This is a genomic window from Morganella psychrotolerans, from assembly GCF_001676055.1.
Lineage (GTDB): Bacteria > Pseudomonadota > Gammaproteobacteria > Enterobacterales > Enterobacteriaceae > Morganella > Morganella psychrotolerans_B.
Genome location: NZ_LZEX01000045.1, coordinates 94,757 through 111,080, shown reverse-complemented (window position 1 = coordinate 111,080; position 16,324 = coordinate 94,757). Strand labels below are relative to the sequence as shown.

The window sequence follows — 16,324 nt, the reverse complement described above, 5'->3', positions numbered from 1 at the left end:
TCCGGTTTAATCCGCATGATCCGTCAATCAGATAACAAACAGTCCCATGCCCCGCTTTACCTGATCCAGTGTCTTCTGTGTCACTTCGCGCGCCTTTTCCGTGCCGCTGCGGATAACCGAAAGCAGATAATGTTTATCCGCCATCAGACGTGCCCGCTCCTCACGAACCGGTGCCAGCAGTGTCTGCAAACAATCATTCAGTACAATTTTACACTGCCGGTCACCCAATCCGCCGCCCTGATACTGTGCTTTCAGATCAGAAACCAGGGCAGTATCCGGATGAAACGCATCAAGATAGGTAAATACGACATTTCCCTCAATCCGCCCGGGATCAGACACCCGTAGATGCTGCGGATCAGTAAACATCGCATTCACCGCGCGGGTTAAATCATCCTCACTGACAGACAAATTGATCACATTCCCGAGGGATTTTGACATTTTCCCGTTACCGTCAATGCCGGGCAACCTTCCGGCTTTACCGACCTGTGCGCGGCAATGCATCAGCAGCGGCTCACCGGTAATACTGTTTACTTTACTGACGATTTCATTGGTTTGTTCAATCATCGGCAACTGATCTTCCCCTACAGGCACCAGTTCAGCTTTGAATGCTGAAATGTCTGCCGCCTGGCTTACCGGATAGATAAGAAACCCCGCCGGAACAGTTCGGGTAAATTGCTTTTGAATGATTTCATGTTTAACGGTTGGATTGCGCTCAAGGCGCGAAACCGTCACCAGATTGAGATACAGCAGTGTCAGTTCCGCCAGCGCGGGCAGTGCGGATTGCAGACAAATCACCGACAGAGCGGGATCGATACCGACTGCCAGATAATCGGCAACCACATCATACAGATAGCGGTTAACTTTTTCCGGATGTGCTCCGTTATCAGTCAGGCCCTGTAAATCGGCCATCAGCACATATTGAGTGGATGAATGTTGCAGTAAAACGCGCTGATGCAGGGAGCCGATATAATGACCAAGGTGCAATGGCCCGGTAATACGGTCGCCGGTCAGGATAATCGGCTTGGTTTGATGAGCTGGCATATTATTTCCTCTTGAATACTATCAGAGGCCGCCAGAGTGAATACCTTAAACGAAATCGCCGCACTCCGGCGGCGATTTGTTAAAATTAAAATGACATAACAAAACCGGCGCCGCACGTTGTGCGCCACCAAAAAGCATTGTGTGATAACCGGGCTGTAATTTTATTATTCATCATTATTTCAATTTACAACTTTTTTAATTTATTGCCACTACTTTCTCCGGTGGTAAGAAAAGACAGACAGGGAGCATCGGGCTTCATCCCGCCAACGAACCTGTAGTTTGAATAAATAAGGATATATTTACATTCATTATTTTTTGTCAAAAAAAAATTATTAACAATGACAAATCATGACAATAAAATACCTTACTTTCATTGTGTTACATCACTGTTCAGGTAAGATTAATCACTGACAGCGTAACTGATTTATATATATTCAGCGGAGTATTTTTATCAGACTAACTTAACGTGGTATTGAGGAGAGCATATGTTTTTACTGACACTGGGGTTAATTATTACATCCTGTCTGTTTGCTACAATAATGAGCCCAAAATGGGATGATTAAATGAACGCAGGTACATTATCTGATTAAACGCCTTTCAGTTTTCGTCATAAACTGAAAGGCGTTTTCGTTTTATCCGGCTGATCCGATCCTATTCTGTCCTATTTTTATAATCTGTCCTGCCCTTTAAACCGCCTGCGCAACAAATCGGCATAATGCTGCGATAAATACACGTATTATGACAAATCTTTTTTTGACTAATTCAAATACCTTAACTATATTTAAAGTGTTACCAAGCTGAAAGTAACACCTGATGCCTCTGAACCTGCTTTGTTTGTTCAGAGGCTTTTTTTTTGCCCCTGCGCAGTGAAAAACATTAATGTATTTATAAATCAATTCATTACTATTATGTCGCGATCTTTGCCGGGAGTAAATAAAAGGCATTACCCGGGTTACGTATAAATACCAAAAAATAAAGTGGTCGTTTTTTTGACCTGTACATTCTGACCACACCCGGTATATTGATAAGTGTTTTTAATTAATTGATATTCACTTTATTTCACGGATGATATAATAATCCGGTTTTATTACTGATGTACTCTGCCCGCATTATCATTAATACGGGCATTTTTTTTCTTTATTTTCCGTCCGGTGACGGACAGCAACACGCGGTTTTACCCGTAAGTGCGGCTTCCTGTATTGGCGGACATGCAATCGTACCAAAAGAACAAAATACACAACAATCCCCCGGCAACGGCTTTAATAATGTATGGCACTGTTCACACTCATAAAACCACTGACAGGCATCCACCGGCATTGTCTCTGTTTTTTTATAACCACAAACCGGACAGGTTAATTCAGACTGTAATTCAATGTTGCTCATGCTCAATTTGCTCCTGTAAAATCACGGCTATTCACACTGCCAGCCAGATACTATCAGCTCAGAAACATTGCGGCTAATAATACAATTTTAAACTTTGACCAGGTTTGTTAGAGCTTCGTTTAAGTTAAACCTATTATTATGTCTGCATGAACTGTCTGAACTACCATTCATGATGTTCATACCTATATCTCTTTCTGCCCGGTGCCCATAACACCGGGCTTTTTTTTATCCGGAAAACAAAAAAGTAAAAAAGGCCACCTAAGTGGCCTTAATGTGATATATACTCAGAGAGTACTTACCACATATTAAAAAATTAAATGTTTTGATAAAGCCAATCATTGGTCCGAGAAAGAACGGGAAAATACCAATCCCGAAACCAATCCCACCACCAATAATTAATTTACCACCACCAGTACACTCCGTTGGAGGTGTAACTGGAGGAGAAACGTTACCAGTTCCGGGCTTCAGAAAATCGAATAACCCACTTCCGCTGACAACTTCACGCTCACTAACAGATAATTCTTTCATAATGATTTCCTTATCAAAAAGTAAAGGACGTACCATGTCATGTTATATATTTATAAATTAAAAAAACATAATCACATGCACTTATTCTATGATCATTTTTTTTTAAAAATTAAATCAAGACATTATTTTGATGTTAACAAAAAATAAGATATTATCCGACTGGTGCAGGGGTTAATATTAATTTTTATATAATAGCATACCGAAATACTACCGGTCCGAAGTGTAACATTCCACAGAAAACACACGGAAAAATAAAGTTATTACAATAGCAAAGTAATATCGCGTATTTTCATAATCCTGTTATTGTATTCATTTGTTACTATACCCAACTAAAAATAACAGAATTATTTTGTAGGAAAAACCGTTAAGAAAACAGGCTGGCATGAGTATAAGCAGCGCCATTAAACGAATAAAGGCATCCGGTAACGGCTCTGATAACTCACCAACAGCAATTCCTTTTTGTGCACCTTTATGCTGATCAAACGATAAGCCGCTTTCTGCAATTAATACCGGCCCGGATCGACACACCGGAAATATCAGAATATATCCTGTAAGACATAAATCACATTAATAAGACAATCAGAGTCAGTCTCAGTAATGCACTGTAAACCACAGTAAATCTGGTCATTATTATTTGACCCTGCCTTTAGGGGAAGGTTTATACATTAATCAATGTAAAGCGTTTACTATCCCTACAGGAGTATTACCATGAAAAATATTAACGAATGTGTAGCTGTATTTAACGACTGCGTATCACACTGCCGTCAGAGTCTCGTCCGTTGCCTGAAAGAGGGTCACGGTGATAACACGCAATGCCACCTTGCCATGCTTCACTGCGCTGAGGCAGCACAGTTTGCGGCGATGGCCGTGTCCTCTGCCGCGCCGTACACTAAAGCAGCCTGCGAAATCTGTATGAAAGCATGCCGGGATTGCATTGATGTATGCAAATCAGAAGGAGGCCATGCGGAGTGCATCGGATGCTGTCAGGCGTGTATTGATATGTGCCACGAAATGATTAAAACTGATTGTTGCAGTAACTAAGCTGTTCAGCCCCCGGCAATCGGGTGTCCGGGGGCTTTATCGGCCAGATGATCCTCTTACTGTGATTGCAATCTTCCATTTTTCCTCTTATTTGTTAGCCGAAAATATTCATCGTGGCCATAAAACATTTTCCTGCTGACGCTGGACACAAAATCAATATTTTACAGCCAGACGCAGAACGCGGCGCGCAATGACCCGTGACATACAAAAATGAGGGGAAGTACCCAAAAAACTCTGTAGAGAACATACTGGTTTGATCGGTCGTAATTGAAAATTTATTTAATAAGGTTGGCTTCCAATAAGCTGATAACTACATCTGCCCGACCGTTATGGGTTTTCGGTAATCCCTCTCTCACTGAGATACCAGGCCATAGGTATGTCATTATGCAACGTTATTGTTTTCTGCCGGGATCGTGTTGTCAGTAAATACCTGGTTCATTATCAGCACACCACATCGCCGGCACAAAAAGGGGAAAAGGTAACAGCCAATACGCTGACTATAACTTTCCGGAAAGCCCGGGATAAATGCGAAATTAAATGGAATAAAGGTGCTGCACCGACATTTCATGAAATGCGGTCATTATCGGAGCGTCTATACCGGCAACAGAGAATTAACACCAAAAATCTGTTGGGCCATAAAAACCAGCAACAAACCGATAAATATCATGATGATCGTGGCAAAGATTGGATAAGAGTGTTGATATAATATTTTATTGATCCATAGTTAAACTCGTATATCCGCCTTTCAAACTGCATGTCAGCTTTGTGCCAATAGCTGAAGTGATTAGCACATCACAATGTGAATCAGTCAAGGAACATCATTCCTGTCGCTTATTAATTGCCACTTTAAGCCTGCTGGCAAAATCCATAACTCTTTTATTGAAGTTAGCCACCAAAACCTTCATTTAACGTTAGCTAAGCCCCATGATCATTTATAGCTTAAGTTCTGGCATGTTATGCCGATAGTTTAAATAACTATTATATATCAAATGAATAAGGAAAAAAGTTGTGAAGGATTTATCAAAATATACAAAATCTTTGGATTTGGCTAAGCACTATGTTTATGCCTTTTATGACACAGAAGATGCGTCTAAGAAACCATTTTATATTGGAAAAGGGAAATCTAGTCGTTGTCTTGACCACTTAAAATGTCCCGATGACTCCCCGAAATCTAAACGAATTAAAGAGCTCATTGTTAGAAAAAACTTAGGTATTGATATTCTTCGTCATGGCATGGACGAGCCAACGGCCAAACTTGTTGAGGCCACGTGTATCGACCTCCTCGGTGTCGGCGAGCTTACCAACAAAGTACGAGGAAGCAGCTCTATGATGGGGCGTGTAACGCTTGATGAGCTTCACCACTTACTTCTAAAAGAAGAAACGGAAATTGCACCTGAGCATACCGGGCTCGCTTTTCTTCTCAACAGTACATATAAATCTGGTATGAGTTCACTGGAATTATATGAGTCCACACGGGGAGTTTGGGCTAACGTACCTAAGGATGAAAAACTTAAATTTGCTTACGCAACTTATGGTGGGCTCATTATGGAAGTCTACGAAATACAGTGCTGGGTGAAGGCCGGTTCTCAGCAATACTTTACTCGTGATTTGACTATTACGGCTGAGACTAATCGCTCTGAGTTTGTTGGACGAATTGCAGCTAAAGAAGTAAGAGACTTGTATGTGGGGAAACTGATTAAAAAATCACGCAGTCACGGAAGTCCCTTTGTAAAAGTCGGGATTTGTGAAGTGACCGCATAAAGTGCGACACTTTTAGTTAGTCCGCTCCTCACTCAAAGCAGACTCTGTGACTCATCAGTTGATACTAAGCGGTAAGTGCCGGAAGCTGACGTTGAATATTTTAGCCGCCATAAGGCGGCTCTGTATTCAGGCTCATTTCTCAGAATGAAAAACTCCAGTCAGCTGCGGTTGCGAGAGCCACAAACGGTCCGGCCAGCGTAACGTTGTGATGGCCGATGATTTCACTCGCTGACAAATGTTCGTTATCCATTGTTGTATGCGCATCGGAGATCAGCACAGTCCTGAATCCCAGTTCCGGTGCTGCGCGGCAGGTAGTATCCACACAGAATTCTGTTTTCATACCGGCAATAACCAGCTCTTTAACGCCTCTCTGGCTAAGCTGAAGCTGCAGACCGGTATCCCGGAAACAGCTGGGGTACTTTTTAACGAACACGATATCCTGCTCAGCGTTAACGTCCATTTCGCGTATCAATTGTGTTAGCGGACTTTGCTCTGAGAAAGGGGAATCGTCGGGACCTGTGTGTCGGGCAAAAAAAACAGGTACCTGAGCCTGCCGGGCTTTTTCAATCAGCAGACAAATATTTGACAGAACCGCGTTTGCGGAATATGGGGAAACCGGGCCATAAAAAAGCCCCTGCTGCATATCGATAATTAAAAGTGCATATTTAGATAAAAGCATAATGAGTCTCCATTCAGAGTGTTATGAACGGAGAGATTTTCTTCCCCGTCTGGTTTAGCGGGGAGTCTGAATCTGTTTTGTCAGGAGCCAGTCACAGATACACCCACACCGCTGAATTTTCCGGTGGTGGTGACTGTAGTTACTGACCAAACTGACTTAATCATTTTCTGACCTTCTCGTATTTATTTAGTATCAGGTGTCATAAAAAACTGCCTTTTTGTTGTAGCACTGATCAAATACCGGTTTCAACAAATATTTTGCCTGAAGGAAGAACTATCTTAGCTGCTGCATACCGGCTGTGCTAAGAATATTAAACTAATTTCCGCTGATCGCTCAAAGCCGCCCCGCTTGCTTAAAACCCCCGCTCATCTGAATCTTAAATACACTACAAACCGTACAAATTTCATACCGTTTTGGGGAAGAGTTTTGATAACCGTTTCAAACTGAATAATAAAAAACGGGAACCAATCAGTTCCCGTTAACTATTTCACAACATGCTTAATTACATGTGTTTGATAATCGCATCACCAAACTCTGAGCATTTCAGCAGTTTAGCGCCGTCCATCAGGCGTTCGAAATCATAAGTGACGGTCTTGGCAGCAATTGCGCCCTCAGTTCCTTTAATGATTAAGTCAGCCGCTTCGAACCAGCCCATGTGACGCAGCATCATCTCTGCGGAAAGAATAACGGAGCCCGGGTTCACTTTATCCTGACCTGCGTATTTCGGTGCGGTGCCGTGAGTGGCTTCAAACAGTGCACACTCGTCACCGATATTCGCACCCGGTGCGATACCGATACCGCCGACCTGTGCTGCCAGTGCATCAGAGATATAGTCGCCGTTCAGGTTCATACAGGCGATAACATCATATTCAGCCGGACGCAGCAGGATCTGTTGCAGGAATGCATCTGCAATCACATCTTTAATGACGATTTTTTTGCCGGTTTTCGGGTTTTTCACACTTAACCACGGACCGCCGTCCAGCAGTTCGCCGCCGAACTCTTCACGCGCCAGTTCATAACCCCAGTCTTTGAAAGCACCTTCGGTGAACTTCATAATGTTGCCTTTATGAACCAGGGTGACTGAATCACGGTCGTTATCAATCGCGTAATTCATTGCCGCGCGCACCAGGCGTTTTGTGCCGGCTTCAGAGCATGGCTTGATGCCGATACCGCACTCCTGCGGGAAGCGGATTTTCGTCACGCCCATTTCATCCTGCAGGAATTTAATTACTTTATCCGCTTCCGCAGAGCCGGCTTTCCACTCAATACCCGCATAGATATCTTCCGCATTTTCACGGAAAATCACCATGTCAGTCAGTTCAGGTTGTTTTACCGGGCTTGGTGTACCTTTATAGTAACGAACCGGACGCAGGCAGACGTAGAGATCAAGGATCTGGCGCAGAGCCACATTGAGGGAGCGGATGCCGCCACCGACCGGGGTGGTCAGCGGGCCTTTGATGGCCACACGGTATTCACGGATTAAATCGAGTGTTTCATCCGGCAGCCAGACATCGCTGCCATACAGTTTTGTGGATTTCTCACCGGTGTAGATTTCCATCCAGGAGATTTCACGTTTGCCGCCGTAGGCTTTTTTCACAGCAGCATCCACAACTTTAATCATTACAGGCGTAACATCGACCCCGATTCCGTCCCCTTCAATAAACGGGATCACCGGATTTTCCGGAACGATTAACTTGCCTTTTGCGTCAATGGTAATTTTAGCACCTTTAGCCGGAACAACTACTTTGCTTTCCATCAACCTCTCCTTTATGTAAGCGCAATGTTTTGTTAATTTTTTGTAATAGCACTGTCAATACTACTTGAATAATTGCATCACGCAAATCCTAACTGTTTTAAGCTATAATGTAAGTCTCATTTTTTATAAAAAAGATATCATGGCCGCGAAAACACCTAACACCCGCCCGACAGACAAAAAACATTCACATCCGGCGGCACAGCGCCTGCTGAATAAACCTGCCCGTAAACGAGGTCCGCGCAAAATGGTTTTGTTTAACAAACCCTTTGATGTGTTACCTCAGTTTACGGATGAAGCCGGGCGCAGCACACTGAAAGATTATATTCCGATTCAGGATATTTATGCCGCAGGGCGTCTGGATCGTGACAGCGAAGGGTTACTTATCCTGACCAACGACGGAGTATTGCAGTCCGGACTGACAAGACCGGATAGTAAAGCGGTGAAAGTCTATTATGTCCAGGTGGAAGGTGTGCCGGATGCTGCTGCGCTGAAAAAACTGCGCGAAGGCGTGACGCTTAATGACGGGAAAACTCTCCCGGCAGGTGCAGAAATTACAGATGAACCCGCCTGGTTATGGCCGCGTAATCCGCCTATCCGTGAGCGGAAATCAATCCCCGTCACCTGGCTGAAACTGACACTGAAAGAGGGTCGTAACCGCCAGGTCCGCCGGATGACCGCACATATCGGGCATCCGACACTGCGCCTTATCCGCTGGCAGATTGGCGATTATACCCTTGATACACTCAAACCCGGCGACTGGAGAAGTGTGAATGACATTTAAGCCCCATATTACGGTTGCCTGCATGGTCACCGCAGGCGATAAATTTCTGGTGGTGGAAGAAGCGGTAAAGGGTAAACCGACCTGGAATCAGCCCGCCGGACATCTGGAAGCCGGTGAATCCCTGATTGCGGCGGCAGAGCGCGAACTGTATGAAGAGACCGGGATCAGCGCCACACCGGATGCCCTGCTGAAAATTCATCAGTGGGTTGCACCGGACGGCACACCGTTTATCCGTTTTCTGTTCCGTGTTCCGCTGGAAACACAATGTGAAACCTGCCCGCAGGACAGGGATATTGATTGCTGCCACTGGGTCAGTGCTGATGAGATTATTAACAGCCCGATCCTGCGCTCGCCGCTGGTTAAAGAGAGTATGTTTGCCTTCTTTGCCGCAGAGCCGCTGCCGTTATCCGTGCTGGCCACGTTCGGTGATATCAGCGAAAGCTATCCGTAAAAATGCCCGGTGAAAAAAACACAGATTGTCCTGACCTGATGATGCGCCGCCCGGCGTATCATGGTAAAGTATGACGCTTAATTTTTTCCCCGGGTACATCTTTGCACCGCGCCTTTTTGCGTGGGCAGAGCAGCCCAATCGTCGCGAGATCAGCTCATGTCAGATAACAGCCAGAAAAAAGTCATCGTCGGTATGTCCGGTGGTGTGGATTCCTCCGTCTCAGCGTATTTACTGCAACAGCAGGGATATCAGGTGACCGGGCTGTTTATGAAGAACTGGGAAGAGGATGATGATACAGAATACTGCTCAGCCGCCGCTGACCTTGCCGATGCGCAGGCGGTGTGTGATAAGCTGGGTATTGAGCTTCTGACCGTCAATTTTGCCGCAGAATACTGGGATAATGTATTTGAGCTTTTCCTGGAAGAGTATAAAGCCGGACGCACACCAAACCCGGATATTCTCTGTAATAAAGAGATTAAATTCAAAGCATTCCTGGAATATGCCGCAGAAGATCTCGGTGCTGACTATATCGCTACCGGTCACTATGTCCGCCGTCGTGATATTAACGGCACAACGCAGTTATTACGCGGTCTGGACGGCAACAAAGATCAAAGCTATTTCCTTTATACATTAAGTCATGACCAGGTGGCGCAAAGCCTGTTCCCGGTCGGTGAGCTGGAAAAACCGGAAGTCCGCCGTATTGCGGAAGAATTAGATCTTATCACGGCAAAGAAAAAAGACTCTACCGGCATCTGTTTTATCGGAGAGCGCAAATTCCGTGATTTTCTCGCCCGTTATTTACCGGCAAAACCCGGCCCGATTATGACAGTGGACGGTCAGGAAATCGGTCAGCATGACGGACTGATGTACCACACGCTCGGACAGCGTAAAGGGTTACGTATCGGCGGTACGCGTGACGGATCAGAAGAACCCTGGTATGTCGTTGATAAAGATGTTGAAAACAATTTACTGATTGTTGCCCAGGGCCATGAACACCCGCGTCTGATGTCTGTCGGGCTGATTGCACAACAGCTGGATTGGGTGTCACGGGAGCCGCTGACGCAACCTGTGCGCTGCGTTGTCAAAACACGGTACCGCCAGGAAGATATTCCCTGTACTGTTACCCCGCTCGGTGAAGATAAAATCAGTGTCCGGTTTGATACCCCGGTCGCGGCAGTCACACCGGGTCAGTCTGCTGTTTTCTATCAGGATGAAGTCTGCCTGGGCGGCGGGATCATTGAAGCGCGAATTACGGAGTAACTGTGGCTAAAAATTACGATGACATTACCCTCGCTCTGGCGGGTATCTGCCAGGCCGCACGTCTGGTTCAGCAACTGGCGCATGAAGGTCAGGCAGATAATGATGCCGTTGATGTGATGATCCAAAGCATCATCAATAATAATCCGTCATCCGTAGCGGATGTTTACGGTAACAATCCCCAAAACCTGCGCATTGGTCTTGAGGCCTTTGCCGGAATGTTCAACATGACCGGCACACAGGGCATAAATACAGAGATAACCCGCTATATGCTGGGGATTATGCTGCTCGAGCGCCGCCTGTATAAAACCCCCGGGGCCATGAATGACCTGGGTAAACGTATTGATAACCTTGAACACCAGCGCGACCATTTCGGGCTGTCGCAGGAAGCCATGCTGAACACCATTGCCGGTATTTATGTGGATAACATCAGCCCGCTGGGCCCCCGCATTCAGGTTACCGGCTCGCCGGAAATCCTGCGCAATACCCTGGTTCAGGCCAAAGTCCGCTCACTGTTACTGAGCGGGATCCGCAGCGCGGTACTCTGGCGTCAGACAGGCGGAAACCGCTTACAGCTGCTGTTTTCCCGTTCACGTCTCGTGGACACGGCTAAAAAAATTCTCGCTCAACACTAAAATTATCCGGAGTTGCAACCCATGGAATTATCCTCACTTACCGCCGTTTCCCCCGTCGATGGCCGCTACGGTGACAAAACACGCGCCCTGCGCGATATCTTCAGTGAATATGGTTTACTGAAATTCCGTGTACAGGTCGAAGTACGTTGGTTACAAAAACTGGCAGCGTGTGCAGACATTCGTGAAGTTCCGGTTTTTGACCGCGACGCAATCGCTTACCTTGATGAAATTGTCGCAAATTTCAGTGAAAAAGACGCAATGCGCATCAAAGAGATTGAGCGCACCACTAATCACGATGTCAAAGCGGTTGAATATTTTCTGAAAGAAAAAGCGGAAGCTGTGCCTGCGCTGCATGTGGTATCCGAATTTATTCACTTTGCCTGTACATCTGAAGATATTAATAATCTCTCTCACGCCCTGATGCTCAGCACTGCACGCGAAACGGTTCTTCTGCCCGCATGGCGTCAGCTGATTGATACCATTAAAACTATGGCAGCCGGTTACCGTGATTTACCGCTGCTTTCCCGCACCCACGGGCAGCCGGCAACACCAAGCACCGTCGGTAAAGAGTTCGCCAACGTCGCTTACCGGATGGAGCGCCAGTACCGTCAGTTGCAGCAGGTTGAGATCCTCGGGAAACTCAATGGTGCCGTCGGTAACTATAATGCCCATTTATCTGCTTATCCGGATGTGGACTGGCACCGTTTCAGCGAAGCCTTTGTCACTTCGCTGGGCATTCAGTGGAACCCGTACACCACACAAATTGAGCCGCACGACTATATCGCCGAATATTTTGATTGTGTTGCCCGCTTTAACACCATCCTGATCGACTTTAACCGTGATGTCTGGGGCTATGTTGCCCTGAATCACTTTAAGCAGAAAACCATTGCCGGTGAAATCGGTTCTTCCACCATGCCGCATAAAGTCAACCCGATTGATTTTGAAAACTCAGAAGGCAACCTGGGTCTTGCGAATGCCGTGCTGGGTCATCTGGCAGCCAAATTGCCGGTTTCCCGCTGGCAGCGCGACCTGACTGACTCCACGGTCCTGCGCAATTTAGGCGTGGGGATCGGTTACGCATTAATCGCGTATCAGTCAGCGCAAAAAGGTCTGAGTAAACTGGAAGTTAATGAACAGCACCTGCGTGATGAACTGGATCAAAACTGGGAAGTCCTTGCGGAGCCGATTCAGACAGTAATGCGTCGCTACGGTATTGAAAAACCATATGAAAAACTCAAAGAACTGACCCGTGGCAAGCGCGTGAATGCGCAGGCAATGCAGGTGTTTATCGACGGACTGGATCTGCCGGATGCCGAAAAAGCACGCCTGAAAACCATGACACCGGAAAATTACATCGGGGATGCTACCCGTTTAGTTGATGAGTTATAATTAGTTAACTAACAGCTAATTAAATCACACAAGAGGCGGAGAATATCTGCCTCTTTTTTTATGATTAATCGCATATCCCGCGTATTATTTGGCGTACATATTCCACTTCATTCAGGTAAACTGTTACAATTCACGTCAGTTTCCTATCGGAATATCTGTATTTGTAAGGAATTGTGTATGCGCGTACTTATTGTTGAAGATAACAACTTACTTCGTCATCACCTGATGGTTCAGATCCGTGAACTCGGGCATCAGGTGGACGCTGCGGAAGATTCAAAAGAAGCGGATTATTTCCTTCAGGAAAGTCAGCCTGATATTGCGGTAGTTGATCTCGGGCTGCCCGGTGAAGATGGTATGACCATGATCGCCCGCTGGCGTCAGCAGCAGGTAAAAATCCCGATTATGGTGCTCACCGCCCGCGAAAGCTGGCAGGAGAAAGTTGCCGCCCTCAATGCCGGTGCTGATGATTACGTGACAAAGCCCTTCCAGCTTGAAGAGATCGTTGCACGGATGCAGGCATTAATGCGCCGTAACAGCGGGCTGGCCTCACAGAAGCTGGAACTGGGTATCTTTATTATCGATCTCTCCCGTAAAGAGTTTCTGGTCGGTGACAATACCGTTAAACTGACTGCGTTTGAATACACGATTATTGAAACACTGATGCGTGATAATGGTAAAGTGGTCAGTAAAGATTCCCTGATGCGCCAACTCTACCCGGATGCGGAATTGCGTGAAAGCCACACTATTGATGTGCTGATGGGACGGCTTCGCAAAAAAATCCTGGTCTTCACTGATGTGGATGCCATCGTCACTGTCCGTGGTCAGGGTTATCGTTTCGACGCCAAATCCTGAATTACGCCACTGAGGTAATTCGCATGACAATGCGAACCAAAAGTCCGTTCTCGCTGCGAACCCGGTTTTTACTGGCAACTTTTGCTGTGATCCTGGCAATGACCCTGTCTTACGGGGCGGTTGCCATTGTCGGTTATCTGGTCAGTTTTGATAAAACCACCTATACCATGCTGCGCAGCCAGAGCAATCTGTTCTACAGCCTGTCTCAGTGGGAAGACGGAAAACTCAATATCCGCTTTCCGCCGAATTTCACCCTTAATTCCCCTTCTGTTGTGCTGATTTATGATAAAAACCAGAACCTGCTCTGGCGTCAGCATCAGATTGATGCCCTTGAAAAAGCTATCCCGCCCAAATGGCTGACCAAAGAGGGTCTGTATGATCTGAATACCTCTCTTGAAGCCACCAAAGCGATTTTGGCCAATACCCCGCTGTTTTCCACAGCCGATATCCGCATCAATGACCTGGATGAAGATAATGACGGGCGCATGATCCACTCCGTCTCTGTCAGCCGCTACGGCGAAACCAATAATCTGCCGCCGCTGACCATCGTGGTCGTGGATACCATTCCGCAGGATTTGCAGAAAACATTCCAGGTCTGGGAATGGTTCGGGTATGTGGTTCTCGCTAATCTCTTTTTGCTCACCCCGCTTATCTGGCTGGCGGCACACTGGAGTCTGCGGCCGATTAATGCTCTCAGCGGGCAGATAAGCGCACTGGAAAAAGGCGAACGGGACGATTTGGATGAACAGCCGCCCACCGAGCTGCGCGGATTGGTGCGCAACCTGAATCTGCTGCTGCACAATGAGCGCGAGCGCTATACGCGCTATCAGCGGACATTGTCCGATCTGACGCACAGCCTGAAAACCCCGCTGGCGGTATTGCAGAGCACACTGCGCTCCCTGCGCAGCGGAAAAGATATGACAATTGATACCGCTGAACCGATTATGCTTGAGCAGATCGGGCGGATTTCACAACAGGTCGGCTATTATCTGCATCGTGCCAATATCGGCGGCGACAACACATTGCTGATGCGTGAAATATCCTCAGTCCCTGCCCTGATCGACAGTCTGGCCAGTGCCTTATCCAAAGTTTATCAGCGCAAAGGCGTTGATATTACTGTTGATATTCCGCCGGATATCACCTGGCTTGGTCAGAAAAATGATTTTATGGAAGTGATGGGCAATATTATGGAAAATGCCTGCAAATATTGCCTTGAATTTGTGGAAGTGACCGCCCAGTGGCATCATGATGCCGTGATCCTGATTGTCGATGATGATGGTTTGGGTGTGCCGGAAGATAAGCGGGAGCTGATTTTCCGCCGGGGGCAGCGGGCAGATACCCTGCGCCCGGGACAGGGACTGGGGCTTGCTATCGTGACAGATATTCTGGAGCAGTATGACGGCGGAGCCGTTGTAACCGACAGCCCGCTGGGTGGTGCGCGCATTACTATCACATTCCGCCGTCAGGCACATGATGAGAGTGACGACTGACCCCGGTTTTTATGCTTTCTTTCACTATAGTTATGCAACATACTGATCATATAGTTTTTCTTTTTTCTCATTGAGGGCGTAACTATGGATTATGAACTGAATTTGGATTGGCAGTCCTTTATGGAAAGCCACTGGCAAAAACGCCCTTTACTGATCAAAGGTGGCTTTCGCAACTTCCGTGATACGATTTCGCCGGATGAACTGGCGGGACTCGCGATGGAAGATGATGTCAGCAGCCGCATGGTTACCCGCTTCAATGGTAAATGGGATGTGCGCCACGGCCCGTTTCAGGAGTTTGACGATTTAGGTGAAAAAGACTGGTCAATCCTGGTACAGGCAGTCGATCACTGGCATTTTCCGTCCGCCGCCTTAATGAAACCGTTCCGCTGCCTGTCTGACTGGCGTATCGACGACCTGATGATCTCTTATTCTGTACCGGGCGGCGGTGTGGGCCCCCACCTGGATCAGTATGATGTCTTTATTATTCAGGGTCAGGGACGCCGCCACTGGCGTGTCGGGGAAAAAATCCCGATGAAACAACACTGTCCGCACCCGGATCTACTTCAGGTTGCCCCGTTCGATGCCATTATTGATGATGAAATGGTGCCGGGAGATATTCTTTATATTCCGCCGGGATTCCCGCATGAGGGCTATGCGATTGAGGAGTCACTGAACTACTCTGTCGGCTTCCGCGCGCCGAATGCCCGTGAATTACTCAGTGGCTTTGCCGATTATGTGATTGCAAACGATATGGGCAGCTATCGCTACAGTGATCCGGATCTCTCCTTCCGTGACAATCCGGCGCTTATCCAGCAGGGTGAGTTAACCAAGCTCCATCGCATGATGCAGGATTTGCTGGATCAGCCCGCGGTGTTCCGTCAGTGGTTCGGGGAATATATTTCTCAGTCCCGTCATGAATTAGATCTGGCGCAACCGGAACCGGCGTACAGCCCTGATGATATTCAGGCGTTGATGGCTCAGGGCGAATCATTATTCCGCCTTAACGGTCTGCGGGTTCTGCGCGTCGGTGACACCTGTTTTGTCAACGGCGAAGAGCTGAAAACCCCGCATATTGAAGCCGCAGATGTGCTCTGCCAATATGATGAAGTCACCGCAGATATGCTGGGCGATGCCTTCAGTGATCCGCAGTTTATTATATTACTGACTGCACTGGTTAATAGCGGCTACTGGTATTTTGATGATTAATCATTCACATGATTGATTAACTGTAAAACGCCACGATTTCGTGGCGTTTTTTATTACCAACAGCGAAAAAAATA

15 protein-coding genes and 1 pseudogene are annotated in these 16,324 nt (G+C 46.8%); 11 read left to right on the top strand and 5 right to left on the bottom strand.

Annotation, left to right across the window (positions count from 1 at the left end; translation table 11 throughout):
- Positions 1-27: 27 nt before the first annotated feature.
- The 3 genes from trpS to AYY17_RS19490 form a co-directional block, all read right to left on the bottom strand.
- Complete coding sequence (gene trpS, locus AYY17_RS19500; protein ID WP_067426577.1) at positions 28-1,041, bottom strand: tryptophan--tRNA ligase; 1,014 nt, start codon at positions 1,039-1,041, stop codon at positions 28-30.
- 1,137 nt (positions 1,042-2,178) lie between these two features.
- Positions 2,179-2,424, bottom strand: a complete 246-nt coding sequence (locus AYY17_RS19495) for a GDCCVxC domain-containing (seleno)protein (protein ID WP_067402635.1) — start codon at positions 2,422-2,424, stop codon at positions 2,179-2,181.
- Between the two features lie 258 nt (positions 2,425-2,682).
- Positions 2,683-2,952: a hypothetical protein gene (locus AYY17_RS19490; RefSeq protein ID WP_067426568.1), complete on the bottom strand. Its 270-nt coding sequence runs from the start codon at positions 2,950-2,952 to the stop codon at positions 2,683-2,685.
- Positions 2,953-3,660: 708 nt separating this feature from the next.
- Here AYY17_RS19490 and AYY17_RS19480 point away from each other — a divergent pair.
- From AYY17_RS19480 to AYY17_RS19470, 3 genes and pseudogenes are all read left to right on the top strand, one after another.
- Positions 3,661-3,993, top strand: a complete 333-nt coding sequence (locus AYY17_RS19480) for a hypothetical protein (protein ID WP_067426560.1) — start codon at positions 3,661-3,663, stop codon at positions 3,991-3,993.
- A 343-nt stretch (positions 3,994-4,336) separates the two neighbouring features.
- Positions 4,337-4,699 (top strand): annotated as a pseudogene (locus tag AYY17_RS19475) (site-specific integrase); the annotation flags it as partial.
- Positions 4,700-5,001: 302 nt separating this feature from the next.
- The gene (locus AYY17_RS19470; protein WP_067426554.1) at positions 5,002-5,754 is read left to right on the top strand and encodes an LEM-3-like GIY-YIG domain-containing protein; all 753 of its coding nucleotides are present in this window, start codon (positions 5,002-5,004) and stop codon (positions 5,752-5,754) included.
- A 139-nt stretch (positions 5,755-5,893) separates the two neighbouring features.
- Here AYY17_RS19470 and AYY17_RS19465 read toward each other — a convergent pair whose 3' ends face one another.
- Positions 5,894-6,433 (bottom strand): cysteine hydrolase family protein, encoded by a 540-nt coding sequence (locus AYY17_RS19465; RefSeq protein ID WP_067426551.1) that lies wholly within the window; start codon positions 6,431-6,433, stop codon positions 5,894-5,896.
- A gap of 502 nt (positions 6,434-6,935) precedes the next feature.
- Positions 6,936-8,189 carry an NADP-dependent isocitrate dehydrogenase gene (gene icd, locus AYY17_RS19460; protein ID WP_067426547.1) on the bottom strand — a complete coding sequence of 418 codons (1,254 nt, stop codon included), beginning with the start codon at positions 8,187-8,189 and terminating at the stop codon, positions 6,936-6,938.
- Between the two features lie 139 nt (positions 8,190-8,328).
- Between icd and rluE the strand changes: the two genes are divergently transcribed.
- From rluE to AYY17_RS19420, 8 genes are all read left to right on the top strand, one after another.
- Positions 8,329-8,970 (top strand): 23S rRNA pseudouridine(2457) synthase RluE, encoded by a 642-nt coding sequence (gene rluE, locus AYY17_RS19455; RefSeq protein ID WP_067402659.1) that lies wholly within the window; start codon positions 8,329-8,331, stop codon positions 8,968-8,970.
- Complete coding sequence (locus tag AYY17_RS19450) at positions 8,960-9,421, top strand: NUDIX domain-containing protein (protein ID WP_067426543.1); 462 nt, start codon at positions 8,960-8,962, stop codon at positions 9,419-9,421. The genes rluE and AYY17_RS19450 overlap by 11 nt, the downstream gene beginning before the upstream one ends.
- Before the next feature lie 156 nt (positions 9,422-9,577).
- A complete protein-coding gene (gene mnmA, locus AYY17_RS19445) occupies positions 9,578-10,681 on the top strand; it encodes a tRNA 2-thiouridine(34) synthase MnmA (protein ID WP_067426540.1) in 1,104 nt (367 codons plus the stop codon).
- Positions 10,682-10,683: 2 nt separating this feature from the next.
- Positions 10,684-11,313 (top strand): high frequency lysogenization protein HflD, encoded by a 630-nt coding sequence (gene hflD, locus AYY17_RS19440; protein WP_067402667.1) that lies wholly within the window; start codon positions 10,684-10,686, stop codon positions 11,311-11,313.
- 21 nt (positions 11,314-11,334) lie between these two features.
- Positions 11,335-12,702: an adenylosuccinate lyase gene (gene purB, locus AYY17_RS19435; RefSeq protein WP_067426538.1), complete on the top strand. Its 1,368-nt coding sequence runs from the start codon at positions 11,335-11,337 to the stop codon at positions 12,700-12,702.
- Positions 12,703-12,879: 177 nt separating this feature from the next.
- Positions 12,880-13,554 carry a two-component system response regulator PhoP gene (gene phoP, locus AYY17_RS19430; protein ID WP_067402673.1) on the top strand — a complete coding sequence of 225 codons (675 nt, stop codon included), beginning with the start codon at positions 12,880-12,882 and terminating at the stop codon, positions 13,552-13,554.
- 23 nt (positions 13,555-13,577) lie between these two features.
- On the top strand, positions 13,578-15,044 hold the full coding sequence (phoQ, locus tag AYY17_RS19425) for a two-component system sensor histidine kinase PhoQ (protein WP_067426536.1): 1,467 nt from the start codon (positions 13,578-13,580) through the stop codon (positions 15,042-15,044).
- 84 nt (positions 15,045-15,128) lie between these two features.
- Positions 15,129-16,250 (top strand): ribosomal protein uL16 3-hydroxylase, encoded by a 1,122-nt coding sequence (locus AYY17_RS19420; protein ID WP_067426533.1) that lies wholly within the window; start codon positions 15,129-15,131, stop codon positions 16,248-16,250.
- Positions 16,251-16,324 lie beyond the last annotated feature (74 nt).